At 57.5% G+C, this 13,759-nt stretch carries 11 protein-coding genes; 9 read left to right on the top strand and 2 right to left on the bottom strand.

The genetic code is table 11. From position 1 onward, the window contains the following. The first annotated feature begins 156 nt into the window (after window positions 1-156). The 4 genes from fliD to ACP2AU_RS15230 all read left to right on the top strand — a co-directional run bounded on the left by fliD (window position 157) and on the right by ACP2AU_RS15230 (window position 5,015). Window positions 157-2,142 carry a flagellar filament capping protein FliD gene (fliD, locus tag ACP2AU_RS15245; RefSeq protein WP_426377074.1) on the top strand — a complete coding sequence of 662 codons (1,986 nt, stop codon included), beginning with the start codon at window positions 157-159 and terminating at the stop codon, window positions 2,140-2,142. Between the two features lie 21 nt (window positions 2,143-2,163). Beyond that, the gene (fliS, locus tag ACP2AU_RS15240) at window positions 2,164-2,568 is read left to right on the top strand and encodes a flagellar export chaperone FliS (RefSeq protein WP_426377073.1); all 405 of its coding nucleotides are present in this window, start codon (window positions 2,164-2,166) and stop codon (window positions 2,566-2,568) included. 131 nt (window positions 2,569-2,699) lie between these two features. Beyond that, on the top strand, window positions 2,700-3,911 hold the full coding sequence (locus ACP2AU_RS15235; protein WP_426377072.1) for an argininosuccinate synthase: 1,212 nt from the start codon (window positions 2,700-2,702) through the stop codon (window positions 3,909-3,911). Between the two features lie 90 nt (window positions 3,912-4,001). Beyond that, a complete protein-coding gene (locus ACP2AU_RS15230) occupies window positions 4,002-5,015 on the top strand; it encodes an AraC family transcriptional regulator (RefSeq protein ID WP_426377071.1) in 1,014 nt (337 codons plus the stop codon). 227 nt (window positions 5,016-5,242) lie between these two features. Here ACP2AU_RS15230 and ACP2AU_RS15225 read toward each other — a convergent pair whose 3' ends face one another. Next, window positions 5,243-6,214 (bottom strand): response regulator, encoded by a 972-nt coding sequence (locus ACP2AU_RS15225; protein ID WP_426377070.1) that lies wholly within the window; start codon window positions 6,212-6,214, stop codon window positions 5,243-5,245. Window positions 6,215-6,348: 134 nt separating this feature from the next. On the opposite strand from ACP2AU_RS15225, the gene ACP2AU_RS15220 reads away from it, so the two are divergent. Next, on the top strand, window positions 6,349-6,831 hold the full coding sequence (locus ACP2AU_RS15220; protein ID WP_426377069.1) for a YajQ family cyclic di-GMP-binding protein: 483 nt from the start codon (window positions 6,349-6,351) through the stop codon (window positions 6,829-6,831). A gap of 81 nt (window positions 6,832-6,912) precedes the next feature. Further along, window positions 6,913-8,241 (top strand): AmpG family muropeptide MFS transporter, encoded by a 1,329-nt coding sequence (locus ACP2AU_RS15215; RefSeq protein ID WP_426377068.1) that lies wholly within the window; start codon window positions 6,913-6,915, stop codon window positions 8,239-8,241. Window positions 8,242-8,247: 6 nt separating this feature from the next. Here ACP2AU_RS15215 and ACP2AU_RS15210 read toward each other — a convergent pair whose 3' ends face one another. Then, window positions 8,248-9,702 (bottom strand): protein adenylyltransferase SelO, encoded by a 1,455-nt coding sequence (locus tag ACP2AU_RS15210; RefSeq protein ID WP_426377067.1) that lies wholly within the window; start codon window positions 9,700-9,702, stop codon window positions 8,248-8,250. An 80-nt stretch (window positions 9,703-9,782) separates the two neighbouring features. Here ACP2AU_RS15210 and ACP2AU_RS15205 point away from each other — a divergent pair, with 80 nt between their 5' ends. The 3 genes from ACP2AU_RS15205 to ACP2AU_RS15195 are packed head-to-tail and all read left to right on the top strand — an operon-like array spanning window position 9,783 to window position 13,576. Next, window positions 9,783-10,583 carry an HAD-IIB family hydrolase gene (locus ACP2AU_RS15205; RefSeq protein WP_426377066.1) on the top strand — a complete coding sequence of 267 codons (801 nt, stop codon included), beginning with the start codon at window positions 9,783-9,785 and terminating at the stop codon, window positions 10,581-10,583. Window positions 10,584-10,619: 36 nt separating this feature from the next. Further along, window positions 10,620-11,843 carry a glycosyl transferase gene (locus ACP2AU_RS15200; RefSeq protein ID WP_426377065.1) on the top strand — a complete coding sequence of 408 codons (1,224 nt, stop codon included), beginning with the start codon at window positions 10,620-10,622 and terminating at the stop codon, window positions 11,841-11,843. Beyond that, the gene (locus ACP2AU_RS15195; protein WP_426377064.1) at window positions 11,840-13,576 is read left to right on the top strand and encodes an alpha-amylase family glycosyl hydrolase; all 1,737 of its coding nucleotides are present in this window, start codon (window positions 11,840-11,842) and stop codon (window positions 13,574-13,576) included. The genes ACP2AU_RS15200 and ACP2AU_RS15195 overlap by 4 nt, the downstream gene beginning before the upstream one ends. Window positions 13,577-13,759 lie beyond the last annotated feature (183 nt).

Genomic DNA, 13,759 nt, shown 5'->3' with positions numbered 1-13,759 from the left:
GCGGTGTTTTCGGTTATAGCTGCGCGGGGCTGCGTTTGGCGCTAAGCTTGGTTTAACGTGCTGTTACAATTTTCTTCGCCGGAAGGGCAAAGTTTTGCCGCTTTCGGCCGATACACAGTTCAGTGCAGAGATTAGCCCCCTTGAGGAGGCATGGTTATGGCAGGCATATCATCGTTGGGAATTGGTTCCGGGGTTTTGAACTCGGATCTTGTGGATCAGTTGGTCGCGGCCGAGCGCAAGCCCACTGAAAACCGTTTAACCCAGAAAACCCAGCAAGCCGAGGCTTTGTTATCCGCCTATGGCAAGCTTCGCAGTGCCGTCACCGAACTGCGTTTGCCCATGCGGCAGCTGAGCTCACCGGATAACCTCAAGGCTTTCTCTGCGTCTTCTTCGAACGAGAGCATTGGTGTTGAGGTAGATTCCACCAAGGCAAACCGTGGCTCTTACAGCGTTGAGGTCACCAGCCTTGCCTCCGCTCAGGCGCTGGCCTCCAGGGATGTGTTTGCAGACCGGGATTCAACCAGTGTCGGCCAGGGCACCCTGGAGTTATCGGTAGGCGATAAAATTACCAATATCACCATCGACAGCAGCAACGACACGCTTCAGGGGCTGGCTAACGCCATTAACGATGCGGATGCCGGGGTCTCTGCGGGCATTATTGACACCGGCAATGGATTTCAGATGGTGCTGTCTGCGGATGAAACCGGCACCGCCAACGCCGTCAGTATTTCAGTTACGGATGATGCGGCGGGCACCAACACGGACAACACCGGCCTCTCCCGCTTCGCCTTTAACACAGGTATGGACGCGGATTCCGGCCTGAAAGAAACCATTGCTGCCAGCGATGCGGTGATGGATATCAACGGGATCAGCGTTACCCGTTCCACCAACACGTTTGAAAACGTGATTGATGGTTTGACCTTTGATATCACGGAAACCGGTACGTCCACCATCAAGGTAAGCCAGGATTTTGGCGCGGTGGCAGACCGGGTTCAGGGCTTTGTGGACAAGTTCAATGGGCTGCAGTCCACCATCGACAGTCTGGCCGGTTTCAATGCCGAGGCGGGTGTCGGCAGCCTGCTGACCGGCGATTCTACCGTTCGTACGATTCAGGGCCAACTGAGAAATATCATCACCCGCGTGGTGCCGGGCATGGAAGATGCCAGTGTTCGTAGCTTGGCGGATGTGGGCGTTACCACCAATTTTGAAACCGGCGGCCTGGAGTTTGACCGCGAGAAGTTCGAAGAGGTGCTCAAGGCCAACCCGGACGATGTGACGGCGCTTTTTGCGGAGCAGGGCCGAACCACAGACAGCGAGGTGGAGTTTGTTCGCAGTGGTTTGAACACAGAGCCCGGTGAGTACAATATTAACATTACCCAGGCCGCGACTCAGGGGCAGCTTGTAGCAGGCTCGTCTCTGGACGCTACATTTGATATCACCGATGCAAACGATGAGCTGTCCCTGAGTGTGAACGGCGACCTGACGGTGAACCTGAAACTTACCCAGGGCAACGGCCTCAGCCAGCAGGCGTTGCTGGATGATATTCAGGCTCAACTGAATGCCAACAGCGCGCTGAATGCGGCGGGTACCAATGTGCAGGTTGGCCTGGACAGTGGCGGCAAGCTGACATTTACCTCGTCGGCTTACGGCAGTGACTCTAAAGTTACTCTGTCATCCGCTGAAGATGCGGCTGCCTTTGGTCTGGGTACCAATACCAGCACCGATGGCCTGGATGTGGCAGGTACCATTGGCGGCCAGGCAGCAGAGGGCGATGGCCAGGTGTTGTTCCTCGGCAGTGGTAACGGTGGCGCTTCAGGCCTTCAGGTGCGCATTCTGGGCGATCAGACCGGCAGTCGCGGGTCCATCACTTTTGTGGAAGGTGTGGGCGAGCGCACGGTGGATCTGGTCACCAACATTGTCGGTGCTGATGGTGCCATCGAATCCCGTACCGACAGCCTGAACCGAGAGCTTGAGCAGATTCAGGAAAACCAGGTTCGGCTTGAAGAGCGTATTGCTGCCTACCGGGAGCGGCTGGTGAGCCAGTTTACCGCGGCGGATTCCCTGATTTCCCAGTTGAACAGTACCCGGGATTACGTCACTCAGCAGTTGGCGGCCCTGGCCCCCCAGAACAATCGAGAGTAATACGGTGAAACGAGGTTATTTATGAACGGTTTACAGGCGTATCAGCGCGTTAATACCCAGACCAGCATCACCGATGCCGATCCCCACAAGCTGATTCAGCTTCTTTATAATGGGGCCATTGAGCGCATCAACATGGCCAAGGCGAAAATGCAGGCGAAGGATTATGCCGGCAAAGCGCAATTGCTGAACAAAGCCATCGAAATCATTGGCGGACTCCGTTCCTTTCTGGATTTTGAGAAGGGCGGCGATCTGGCCGCGCAACTCGAAGCTCTCTATGACTATATGGAGCGCACATTGCTGGAAGGCAGTGCTAAAAATGACATGGCTAAGCTGGACGAGGTCATCAGCCTGCTCCGATCCGTCAAAGACGGCTGGGACGGCATCCGCGAAGAAGTGGTCAGCCAGCAATCCCAGGCCACTGGCTGAACCTCACCGCTGTGCTCTCGATGCCCCTATCCTTTGGCAGGGTAGGGGCTTTATAGCCATTCGCCCCGCCATCCCGTACAATAACGCCCTTCTTTTCAATACATCCATTCTGTTCAGTCTGGAGCAAGGGCATGTCTGATATTAAAAAGGTGGTGCTGGCCTATTCCGGTGGCCTGGATACTTCCGTTATTGTTCGGTGGTTGCAGGATACCTACAACTGTGAGGTGGTAACCTTTACCGCCGACATTGGCCAGGGCGAGGAAGTGGAGCCGGCGCGGGCGAAAGCCGAGGCGCTGGGGGTTAAGGAAATTTACATTGAGGACCTGCGCGAGGAGTTTGTGCGCGATTACGTGTTCCCGATGTTCCGCGCCAACACCGTCTACGAGGGTGAGTACCTGCTGGGTACATCCATTGCCCGCCCGCTGATTTCCCGTCGGCTGATCGAGATTGCCAACGAAACCGGCGCCGATGCGATTTCCCATGGCGCGACCGGCAAGGGTAACGACCAGGTTCGCTTCGAGCTGGGCGCCTACGCGCTGAAGCCGGGCGTAAAAGTGATTGCCCCCTGGCGTGAGTGGGATCTGAATTCCCGCGAGAAGCTGCTGAAGTACTGCGAAGACCGCGACATTCCGGTGGAAATGAAGAAGGGCAAGAGCCCTTATTCCATGGACGCCAACCTGCTGCACATTTCTTACGAAGGCATGAATCTGGAAGACCCCTGGGCGGAAGCCGAGGAAGAGATGTGGCGTTGGAGCGTCTCTCCGGAAGCCGCTCCGAATGAGCCGACTTACGTTGAGCTGACGTACCGTAAAGGCGACATCGTCGCCATCGACGGTCAGGAGCTGAAGGCTCACGAAGTTCTGGAAAGCCTGAACAAACTGGCGGGTGCCAATGGCATTGGTCGCCTCGACATCGTTGAGAACCGTTACGTGGGCATGAAGTCCCGTGGTTGCTACGAAACACCGGGCGGCACCATCATGCTGCGTGCGCACCGTGCGATTGAGTCCATCACGCTGGACCGCGAAGTGGCGCACCTGAAAGACAGCATCATGCCGCGCTATGCCGAGGTGATTTACAACGGTTACTGGTGGTCGCCGGAGCGTGAAGCGCTGCAGGCGCTGATCGACCAGACCCAGGAATACGTGAACGGCACCGTTCGCCTGAAGCTGTACAAAGGCAACGTGGATGTTGTAGGCCGTAAGTCTGACGATTCGCTGTTCGACGAGAAGATCGCCACCTTTGAGGAAGACCAGGGTGCGTATGATCAGAAAGACGCGGAAGGCTTTATCAAGCTGAATGCGTTGCGCCTGCGCATTGCCGCCGGCAAAGGTCGCAAGCTTTGATGGCTTGTTGATGCTTTGAAAACGCCCGGTTTATAACCGGGCGTTTTTGTTTATACTTTTTAAATAATTCCAACAACGAAAGTCGTCACCATGAATCCTCTGGGCACCGCCTCTGTTGCTGCTCTGCGGCAGTATGTTCGTTACGCCGATGCCAATGGCATCGCCGTTGAGCCGTTGTTCGACCGTGCCGGTTTGCAGCCTGCTGTTCTGGATTCCGATGATGGGCGCATAGAGGGCGAGCAGCTGCAGGCGTTTATCCGTGTTCTGGCGGAGCATACCGGTAACCCCGTGCTTGGGCTGGAGACTGGCGATTACGTTCAGCCGGGCTCCTACAGCGTGCTGGGATACATCACCATGAGCTGCGTCACCCTGGGTGAGGCGGTTACCCGCATAGCGCCTTATGAAAAGCTGGTGGGGGATATGGGCACCACCCGGCTGCAGATGCAAGGTGATTCCGCCTCGCTGGTCTGGACCTGCAACTTTGACGATCCGGTGGTGTGGCCCCAGGTGGTGGATAACGTTTTTGCCTCCTGGATCAATTACGCCCGCTGGCTGGCGGATAGTGCAGACGCTTCGCCATTGGAGGTGCGGTTGTGTCGGCCGTCGCCGGGGGCCGACTATGAGCAGGCCTATACGGCCCGCTGGCAATGCCCGGTGCAGTTCAGTGCCGGGGAGAACAGCGTGACCTTTGCGCAGTCGCTACTGGCAACGCGGCTGCGCCAGCCAGACCCGTTGTTGCGCAAAACCCTCGAGGCCCATGCGCTTTCGCAGTTGGCCTTGCTCGATACCGATACAGACCTGACCACCAGGGTGAAACAGAGCATCCAGAAGCAATTGGCGGAGGGGGTTACCCGGCAGGATATGGTGGCCGAGGACCTGGGGATGACCAGCCGAACATTACAGCGGAAGCTGAGCCAGGACGGGGTGTCGTACCAGAGGTTGCTGGATGAGGTTCGCCAGCAAATGGCGGAGGATTACCTGCAAAATACCGACATGAGCATTCCCGACATCGCGTTGCGCCTGGGGTACAGCGAAACCACCTCGTTTCATCGCAAGTTCAAAAGCGCGACCGGCAAGACCCCGGGAGATTTTCGCAGGCAATAAAAAAGCCAGCTCAAGGGAGCTGGCCAGAATAAGTCGGAAAGAACGAAAGTGCCTGAAAAATTCGCTAATCCTTTGGAATCCTGTTGAGAGTACCCATATGGCGGCGGAGGTACTACTCGGCTCCTCCGCCATGGGTGGATACTGCTTGATTCCACAATGTCAGAATAAGCGGGTCCGCTCTGTTTGTCTGTTTGTGAAGTGTGTCTCAGTGTTACTGTTTGTGATCGCTACACAGTTTCCCGTATCTCCGGGCTGATCTCGGTAAATCGCCGGGTCTCGTAGGCGTCTACCAACCCCTGAACGGCCGCCCGTTCAACATCCTGTACGGTGGGTGTGCCATCCTGGGCGTCGGCTTTGCACAGGGCCATGCCAGCTTCCACGGAAATAAAGCCTGCGGTGGTTTTCAGGGCCTTGTGGTTGATGCCGTCGAAAATCCGCCGGAACGCGGTGGTGGTGCAGTTGTCGCTGTTGGGGAAATAGGCCACGATGGCGAACTGGTTGTCGCCCACCCGGCACAGGGCATCAATGGGCCGGATCAGCGTGTTCAGCCGCCGTGCAATGCCGACGGAAAGTTCGCTCATCACACTGGGCGGGTGCTGGCGTTTCAGGTCTTGCCAGTTGCGGATACCGCACATGACATAAGCGGTCGCCCCGCCCCGGGATTCGGTGTGGCGCAGGGATTTCTGTAATCGCTGGCGGGCGTATTTGTTGTTGGTGAGCCCGGTTTCCAGGTCGATAATATTGCTGGATTCCAGCTCCCGGTTGTTCTCTACCAGCAGGGCGTTGGCGCGCAGCAGGGTGTTTTGCCGGTCGGCCATGCGGTCTGCTGCGAACACCCGGGGAATCAGCTGCTTGGTCATGTCTGATTTGTAGATAAAATCATCCACGCCCCGGTCGAAGGCTTCGGACAGGGCTTCGACGCTTTCGCGGGCGGTGAGCAGGATCACGTAGGTATAGTGATTGTTCTGCTCATCTTGCTGGCGGACCTGGTCGGTAAGTTGCAGGCCGTCCATTTCCGGCATCAGCCAGTCTGCGATCAGCACACTGACCGGGCGCTGTTCCAGAAGTTTCAGGGCGGCCGGGGCATTATTGGCTACACGTATGTCGCGGTAGCCAGCATTTCGCAGGGTACGGCCGACCACCATACTGCTGAATTTGGCGTCGTCGACGACGAGAATGGGAAGATCCAGGTTTGGCATTGTTTGTCTACTTCTTACCAGTCCATTGTCAGATGCGGTTCGTCACGGCTCTTGGTATTCTTGGCGGTTTCAAACGTCCGTAATCACATTTTCGCCACAGTATACTCTTCCGTGGCCTCTGGAGAATAACGACTATGCCTTCTTTTGACATTGTTTCAGAAATCGAGATGCACGAAGTCACCAACGCGGTAGACCAGGCCAAGCGTGAGCTGGGTAACCGTTGGGATTTCAAGAACGTTGAGGTGGATATCGAGCTGGAAGACAAGCGCCTGACTTTGAGTGCCGAGCAGGAGTTCCAGCTGGAGCAACTGGTAGATATGATGCGCATGGCCTTTGCCAAGCGAAACATCGATACCCGGGCTTTGTCTGAAGATGGTGAGAGCAAGGCGGGTAAGCTGGTGAAGCAGCACTTTACCCTGAAGCAGGGCATCGAGACCGATATGGCCAAGAAGATCGTGAAAATGATCAAAGACCAGAAGATGAAGGTGCAGGCCAGTATTCAGGGCGACAAGGTGCGCGTGACCGGTAAAAAGCGCGATGATCTGCAGCAGGCCATGGCTATGTTGCGAGAGGCAGAGCTGGATATTCCGCTGCAGTTCAATAATTTCCGCGACTGACCCGGAGCGCCCCTTATCTTTCTTACTCCCAATGCCATCGCCCTGATCCGGGAAACGGTTTACACCTACACTCGTTGGCAAGTGATTGCCATGCTGTTTCTCGGGTTCTCGGCGGGGCTGCCCTTTCTGTTGGTGTTTTCTACCCTGAACGCCCGCCTGGCGGATGTCGGGGTGGAAACCGCCACCATCGGTTTCTTCAGCTGGCTGGGCATCACCTATTCCATCAAGGTGTTCTGGGCTCCGGTGGTGGACCGCCTGAAGTTACCGTTGCTGGACCGCCTGTTCGGCAAGCGCCGTAGCTGGATTCTGCTGGCCCAGGCGGGCATTGCCACCGGGTTGTACCTGATGTCTCGGGTCGATGCCTTGGCTGCGCCGGAAACCCTGGCCCTGTGCGGGTTGCTGGTGGCGTTTTCTTCGGCTACACAGGATGTGGCCATTGATGCGTATCGCATCGAAATCGCGGCGGAGCGGCTTCAGGCGGCGCTGGCTGCAACCTATATCTTCGGGTATCGGCTGGCGTTGCTGGTGGCAGGTGCCGGCGCGCTCTACCTGGCGGAGTTCTGGTCCTGGGAAGTGTCTTACCAGGTGATGGCGGCGCTGGTGGGCGTTGGGGCTGCCACGGTTCTATTGGTGAAAGAGCCCCGGGTAAATCACTTTGCAGCAGCAGAAGATATCGCCAGCCAGGTTGAGGAAGAAGTCGAAAAACGGGGCCATCTGCCGCCGCGGATGGCCCGGTTTGCGGGCTGGTTTTATGCCGCGGTGGCGGGGCCGTTTGTAGATTTTTTCCGGCGTTACCGGGAAATGGCGGTGGCCATTCTGGTGCTGGTGGCGGTTTACCGAATCTCGGACATTGCCATGGGGGTGATGGCGAACCCTTTCTACCTGGATTTCATGGGGTTCAGTAAAACCCAGGTGGCGGACGTAACCAAGGTGTTCGGGTTTTTCATGACCATTGTCGGTTCCATGCTGGGTGGGGTGTTGGTGGTTCGTTACGGCGTGCGCCGGATACTGCTGGCGGGGGCCATTATGACGGCGGCGACGAACCTGTTATTTGTGCTTCTGGCCCAGCAACCGCCGGACATTGCGGCCCTGGCGGTGGTGGTCAGTGCGGATAACCTCAGTGGAGGTATTGCCAACGTGGCATTGATTGCCTGGCTGTCGAGCATGACCAGTGCATCGTTCACCGCCACCCAGTACGCCTTGTTCAGCTCCCTGATGACACTGCCCGGCAAGTTTCTGGGGGGCTTCTCCGGTGTGGTGGTGGCCAGTTTCGGTTACGCCGAGTTCTTCCTGATCGCGGGGTTGATGGGGGTTCCGGCCATCATCCTGGTGATGTTCATGATGCGACACGGCACCAGGCTGGACGCACTGGCACCGGTGAAGCAGCAGGAAGACGCGCTGGTGAAATAAGCCGGGTCAGGACGAACAGCTGATGTTCAGGTGTTTGCCCCAGTCCGGTGGCAGCTTGGCGTAGTGTTCGAATTCGGGCTGCTCGTCAAAGGGTTTGGCCAACACCGCGAGCAGCTCTTTCATCGGTTCGTAGTCGCCGTTCTGCGCGTCCAGTATCACTTGCTGGGCCAGATAGTTGCGCAGAATGTACTTCGGGTTCACCCGGCGCATGGTGTATTCGCGCTCGTCGTGGGCCCGGTTTTCCTTCTGGAGCCTTGCCTCATACCGTTCCAGCCACTCGTCTGCCACGCTCCGGTCTGTGAACAGATCGCGAACCGGTGCGGTGCCGTGGTCATGCAGGTTGGATAGCCCCCGGAAAAACCGGGTGTAATCCACGCGGTGCTCGTGCAGCATACTGAAGGTGTCCATGATCAGGCTCAGATCCGCTTCGTCTGCCTCTTCCAGGCCCAGCTTGGCCAGCATCAGCTGCTTGAAATGCTCGTTGTAGGCGGTTTCGTAACGCCTCAGGCCCCGGCGCACGGTGTCTTCGTCCATGATGGGCAGCAGCGCGTTTGCCAGATACTGGCAGTTGGTGAAGCCGATCTGGGGCTGGCGATTGTAGGCGTACCGCCCTTCGTGGTCGGAATGATTGCAGACGAAACCGGCGTCGAAATCGTCCAGAAAGGCGAAGGGGCCGTAGTCGAAGGTGTCGCCGATAATCGACATATTGTCGCTGTTCATCACGCCGTGGCAGAAACCCACGGCCTGCCATTTCGCAATCAGCCTGGCGGTGCCTTCCACCACTTCCTCAAACCAGCGTTGGTAGCGTTGTTCCTCCGGCAGTGAGATCAGGTGCGGGAAGTGCAGGGCGATAACGTGTTCCAGCAGCGTTTTCAGTGCTTCCGGCCCTTCGTGGTGGGCCGCAAACTCGAAGTGGCCGAATCGGATGTGGCTTTTGGCTACCCGCATCAAAGCGGCGGCGGTTTCGATGGACTCCCGGCGCACCGGGTCTCTGGCGCTGATCATGAACAGGGCCCGCGTGGTGGGGATTCCCAAACCGTGCATGGCTTCGCTGCACAGGTATTCACGAATGGTTGACCGCAGCACCGCCCGGCCATCGCCAAACCGGGAGTAGGGCGTGGTACCGGCGCCTTTCAGATGCCAGTCCCAGCGTGTGCCGTCCGGCCCCACGGTTTCCCACAGCAACAGGCCGCGACCATCGCCCAGTTCCGGGTTATACATTCCAAACTGATGCCCGGTGTACTTCATGGCGACCGGGTCCATTCCGTCCAGCAGTTCCGCGCCCGCACCGACGGCGGCCCAGTCTGCTTCATTGCGTACGTGAAACCCCATGTTGCTGGCCAATGCGTGGTTAAAGCAGACCATGCGAGGCTCGGAAAGCGGTGAAGGCTGCACCCGGCTGTAGAAGCTGTCGGGCAATTCCAGGTAGCGATGTTCCACCTGAAAGCTGTTGTTGCTCATAAAACGACCTGGTTCTGGTATGAATACTGCGTATGTATAGGGTTGAAGCCTAACAACAGATTGCAGAGCAGGTGAACCAAATGCAACCACACCTGATTGTTTTTACCGACCTGGACGGCACCCTGCTGGATCATCACAGCTACAGTTGGCGGGCCGCCTCACCGGCTATGGCAAAGCTGGCCGCTAACGGTATCCCTTTGATTTTTAACTCCAGTAAAACCGCCGCCGAGATGCGCCAGTTGCAAAGTGCAATGGGCATACGGGCTCCGTTTATAGTGGAAAACGGGGCGGCGGTGGTTATTCCGGCGGGCTGTCTGGGGCGCAGGGAAGAGCAAGTGGTGAACTTTGGGGCGGATCACGCGCAGGTATGGCGCGCGCTTATGGTGCAGAGAGAATCCGGTGCACCGTTTCGGGGCTTTTCGGATATGTCTAACGCGGAGCTTGCCGGGCACTCGGGGCTGGGTGAGGCGGAAGCATCCCGGGCGCGGCAGCGCCTGGGCACCGAGCCGCTGATCTGGCAGGGCAGCAGCCAGGAGCTGGGCCAGTTCCGCGCGGCTCTGGAGCACGCAGGGCTTCGGCTTTTGCAGGGCGGGCGCTTCTGGCACGCGATGGGGCGCTTCGATAAAGCCGAAGGGGCCCGCTTTTTGCTGCAGCAGTATCAGGAGCAGCATCCGGGCCAGCCGATGGTAACGATCGCTCTGGGCGACAGCCCGAACGATCAGCGTATGCTGGAAGCCGCGGATATCCCGGTGGTGATTCGAGGTCTGAACAGCGATCAGTTGCATCTGCCATCACAAAAGCACCCCATGCGCTCCCTGAAGCCCGGCCCGGAGGGTTGGAACGAATGCGTACTCAACCTGTTGTTTGAGTACGGCTACTAGGCCGAATCTATAGGCCAAACGCAGAGGAGAGCCGCCATGGGCGACTTTTACCAGAATGGCATAGTCACTACCCTGCACAACCTCGTTCGACGACCGGTGGAGGAGATCGAGGCAGATCTTTTGCAATTCCGCAAAGCTCGGCCCATGTCGTTGGTGTTGCCGTCCCTGTATTCAGAGCTGGAAGGCCCCGCTCTGAAACACATTGTTCAGGAGCTGACCCGGGTGCCCTACCTGGAAGAGATCGTGATCGGGCTGGATCGGGCTGATGAAGCCCAGTACCGGCACGCACTGGAATACTTTTCCGATTTGCCGCAATCGTTCAAGGTGCTCTGGAACGATGGCCCTCGGTTGCGCGCGCTTGATTTAACCCTGCGGGAGCAGGGGCTGGCGCCCACGGAGATGGGCAAGGGGCGAAACGTCTGGTACTGCTTTGGTTATGTGCTGGCGTCGGGGCGCAGTAAATCGGTGGCCTTGCACGATTGCGATATTCTGACCTATTCCCGGGATCTGCTGGCGCGGCTGATTTACCCGGTCGCGAACCCCGGGTTCAACTATATGTTCTGTAAGGGCTATTACGCCCGGGTAGCCGACAGCAAGATGAACGGCCGGGTCAGCCGTTTGCTGGTCACCCCTCTGATTCGCGCCCTGAAAAAAGTCTGTGGCCCGAACGATTTTCTCGACTATCTCGACAGTTACCGTTATCCCCTGGCCGGCGAGTTCTCGTTCCGCACGGATGTGATCAACGACTTGCGCATTCCCAGTGACTGGGGGCTGGAGATAGGTGTGCTCTCGGAGATGAAGCGAAACTACGCCACCAATCGCCTGTGCCAGGTCGACATTGCCGATGTTTACGATCACAAGCATCAGGATTTGTCGCCGGAGGACGCCAGCCGGGGGCTTTCCAAAATGAGTGTGGACATTGCCAAGGCGCTGTTCCGGAAGCTGGCCACCAATGGCGAAGTGTTCTCTAACGAAAAGTTCCGCACCATCAAGGCCACCTATTTCCGCATTGCCCTGGATTTTGTCGAAACCTACCAGAACGATGCGGTCATCAACGGGCTCGGCTTTGACCGGCACAAGGAGGAGAAAGCAGTGGAGCTGTTCGCCCAGAATGTCATGCGTGCCGGCGCTTACTTTCTCGATAATCCCATGGACACGCCTTTTATTCCCAGCTGGAACCGCGTAACTAGCGCTCTTCCGCACATTCGTGAGCAGCTGCTGGAGGCCGTTGAGCTGGACAACCAGGAATACCGGCCATGACTCAGCCGCTGAAGAGTAAGCTGAAAGGTATGCTGGAAGTGGTGTATCCGGCGGTAGATAACGATTTTCTGGCGGAACAGCTGTTGGCGACCATGGCGCTGGCACCCAATGCCGAGGCGCCACCGGCACACCGCAATCATTGGGACGAAACCGATGTGCTGTTGATCACCTATGCGGATACGCTCCAGCAACCGGACGAAAAGCCCCTGGTGACCCTCAAGCGCTTTCTGGATGATTGCCTGAAAGATGCTGTGTCGGCGGTGCATATACTGCCGTTTTTTCCGTTCAGTTCCGACGATGGTTTTTCGGTAATGGATTACCTCGCGGTGAACGAGAGCCACGGCGGCTGGCCGGAGATTGAAGCCATCGCCCGGAATTACAAGTTGATGTCCGATCTGGTGATCAACCATATGTCGGCCCGCAGTCGGTGGTTTGAGAACTTCAGGAAACGCATTGACCCGGGGAAGGACTACTTCTTCGAGGGGAATCCGAAAGACGATCTGGGCCAGGTGGTGCGGCCACGGACGTCGCCTCTGCTTAGCCCTGTTCAGACCGACGATGGCGAACGCTTTGTGTGGTGTACGTTCAGTGAAGATCAGGTGGACCTGAACTTTGCCAATCCGCAGGTGCTGCTGGAGTTCGCCGGGATCATCCGCCACTACCTGGAGCGGGGTGTGATGATGTTTCGCATGGATGCTGTAGCGTTCCTGTGGAAGGAACCGGGCACACCCTGTATCCATCTGCAGCAAACCCACGAGCTGATCAAGATCCTGCGCCTGCTGATTGAACATCACACGCCGGATGCCGTGGTGATTACCGAAACCAACGTGCCCAATCGTGAAAACCTGACTTACTTTGGTAACGCCAATGAAGCTCATGCCATCTATAACTTTTCCCTGCCGCCGTTGCTGATAAACACCCTGGTGACCGGGGATTGCCGGCACTTGAAAACCTGGCTGATGAGTATGCCCCCGGCGCAGCTGGGCACCACCTATCTGAACTTTATTGCCTCCCATGATGGCGTGGGCCTGCGGCCCACCGATGGCCTGTTAACCGAAGATGAAAAGCAGCGCCTGATCAACACCATGGCCTCGTTTGGCGGCAAGGTGTCCTATCGCCGGACGGCCGATGGCCGGGACCAGCCCTACGAGATGAACATTGCGCTCTGGGACGCGCTGAAGGGAACCGCTGCGGGCGGTGCCGACCCCTGGCAGCTGGCCCGTTTTCTGTGTGCCCATACCATTATGCTTGCCCTTGAGGGCATTCCGGCATTTTATATTCACAGCCTGTTGGCGACTGAGAACGATCTGGCCCGGGTTGAGCATACCGGGCGCCTGCGGTCGATTAACCGCAGCCAATGGCCGTTGACGACGCTGGAAGAGACACTGGCGGACCCGCTGAGCCATCACAGTAAGACCTTCACGGAGCTCAAACGCCTGATAGCCATACGCCGCGCGCAACCGGCGTTCCATCCGAATGCCACGCAGTTCACCCTGCACCAGGGGTTGCAGTTGTTCGGGTTCTGGCGCCAGAGCATACGCCGGGAGCAATCGGTGTTCTGTATTCATAATATCAGCCCGGATGTACAACAGGTCGCGCTGAGCGATATCAACCTGATCGAAACGGACCAATGGGTAGATCTGATTTCGGGAATGGAAATTGAGGATCTGGCGGGGGCTGTCACGCTAAAGCCCTACCAGTGTTTGTGGCTCTCGAACCAGCCGCCGAATTAAAAGGCGGAAATGCCTTTTCGTAATGAGGCGTGGTTGGTTTGTATTCTGTAAGTCGGTGGTTATAATCGCAGCAGCTCAGGACGAGCTCGTTAATCATCATCTTCAGGGACCGAAGTCATGCCCCAGGCAAGCGGATTGCAGTTCACCGCCCGTGTAGGCGAATTCCCCTCCGATCATTTTGTC

The organism is Marinobacter sp. VGCF2001, assembly GCF_049943275.1.
Lineage (GTDB): Bacteria > Pseudomonadota > Gammaproteobacteria > Pseudomonadales > Oleiphilaceae > Marinobacter.
Note: the sequence above shows the minus strand (reverse complement) of the source record. Positions and strands in the feature narration are given on the sequence as shown.

Coding starts and splice junctions, on each gene's coding strand:
- fliD (WP_426377074.1), top strand. CDS start 157: ATGGCAGGCATATCATCGTTGGGAATTGGTTCCGGGGTTTTGAACTCG.
- fliS (WP_426377073.1), top strand. CDS start 2,164: ATGAACGGTTTACAGGCGTATCAGCGCGTTAATACCCAGACCAGCATC.
- ACP2AU_RS15235 (WP_426377072.1), top strand. CDS start 2,700: ATGTCTGATATTAAAAAGGTGGTGCTGGCCTATTCCGGTGGCCTGGAT.
- ACP2AU_RS15230 (WP_426377071.1), top strand. CDS start 4,002: ATGAATCCTCTGGGCACCGCCTCTGTTGCTGCTCTGCGGCAGTATGTT.
- ACP2AU_RS15225 (WP_426377070.1), bottom strand. CDS start 6,214: ATGCCAAACCTGGATCTTCCCATTCTCGTCGTCGACGACGCCAAATTC.
- ACP2AU_RS15220 (WP_426377069.1), top strand. CDS start 6,349: ATGCCTTCTTTTGACATTGTTTCAGAAATCGAGATGCACGAAGTCACC.
- ACP2AU_RS15210 (WP_426377067.1), bottom strand. CDS start 9,702: ATGAGCAACAACAGCTTTCAGGTGGAACATCGCTACCTGGAATTGCCC.
- ACP2AU_RS15205 (WP_426377066.1), top strand. CDS start 9,783: ATGCAACCACACCTGATTGTTTTTACCGACCTGGACGGCACCCTGCTG.
- ACP2AU_RS15200 (WP_426377065.1), top strand. CDS start 10,620: ATGGGCGACTTTTACCAGAATGGCATAGTCACTACCCTGCACAACCTC.
- ACP2AU_RS15195 (WP_426377064.1), top strand. CDS start 11,840: ATGACTCAGCCGCTGAAGAGTAAGCTGAAAGGTATGCTGGAAGTGGTG.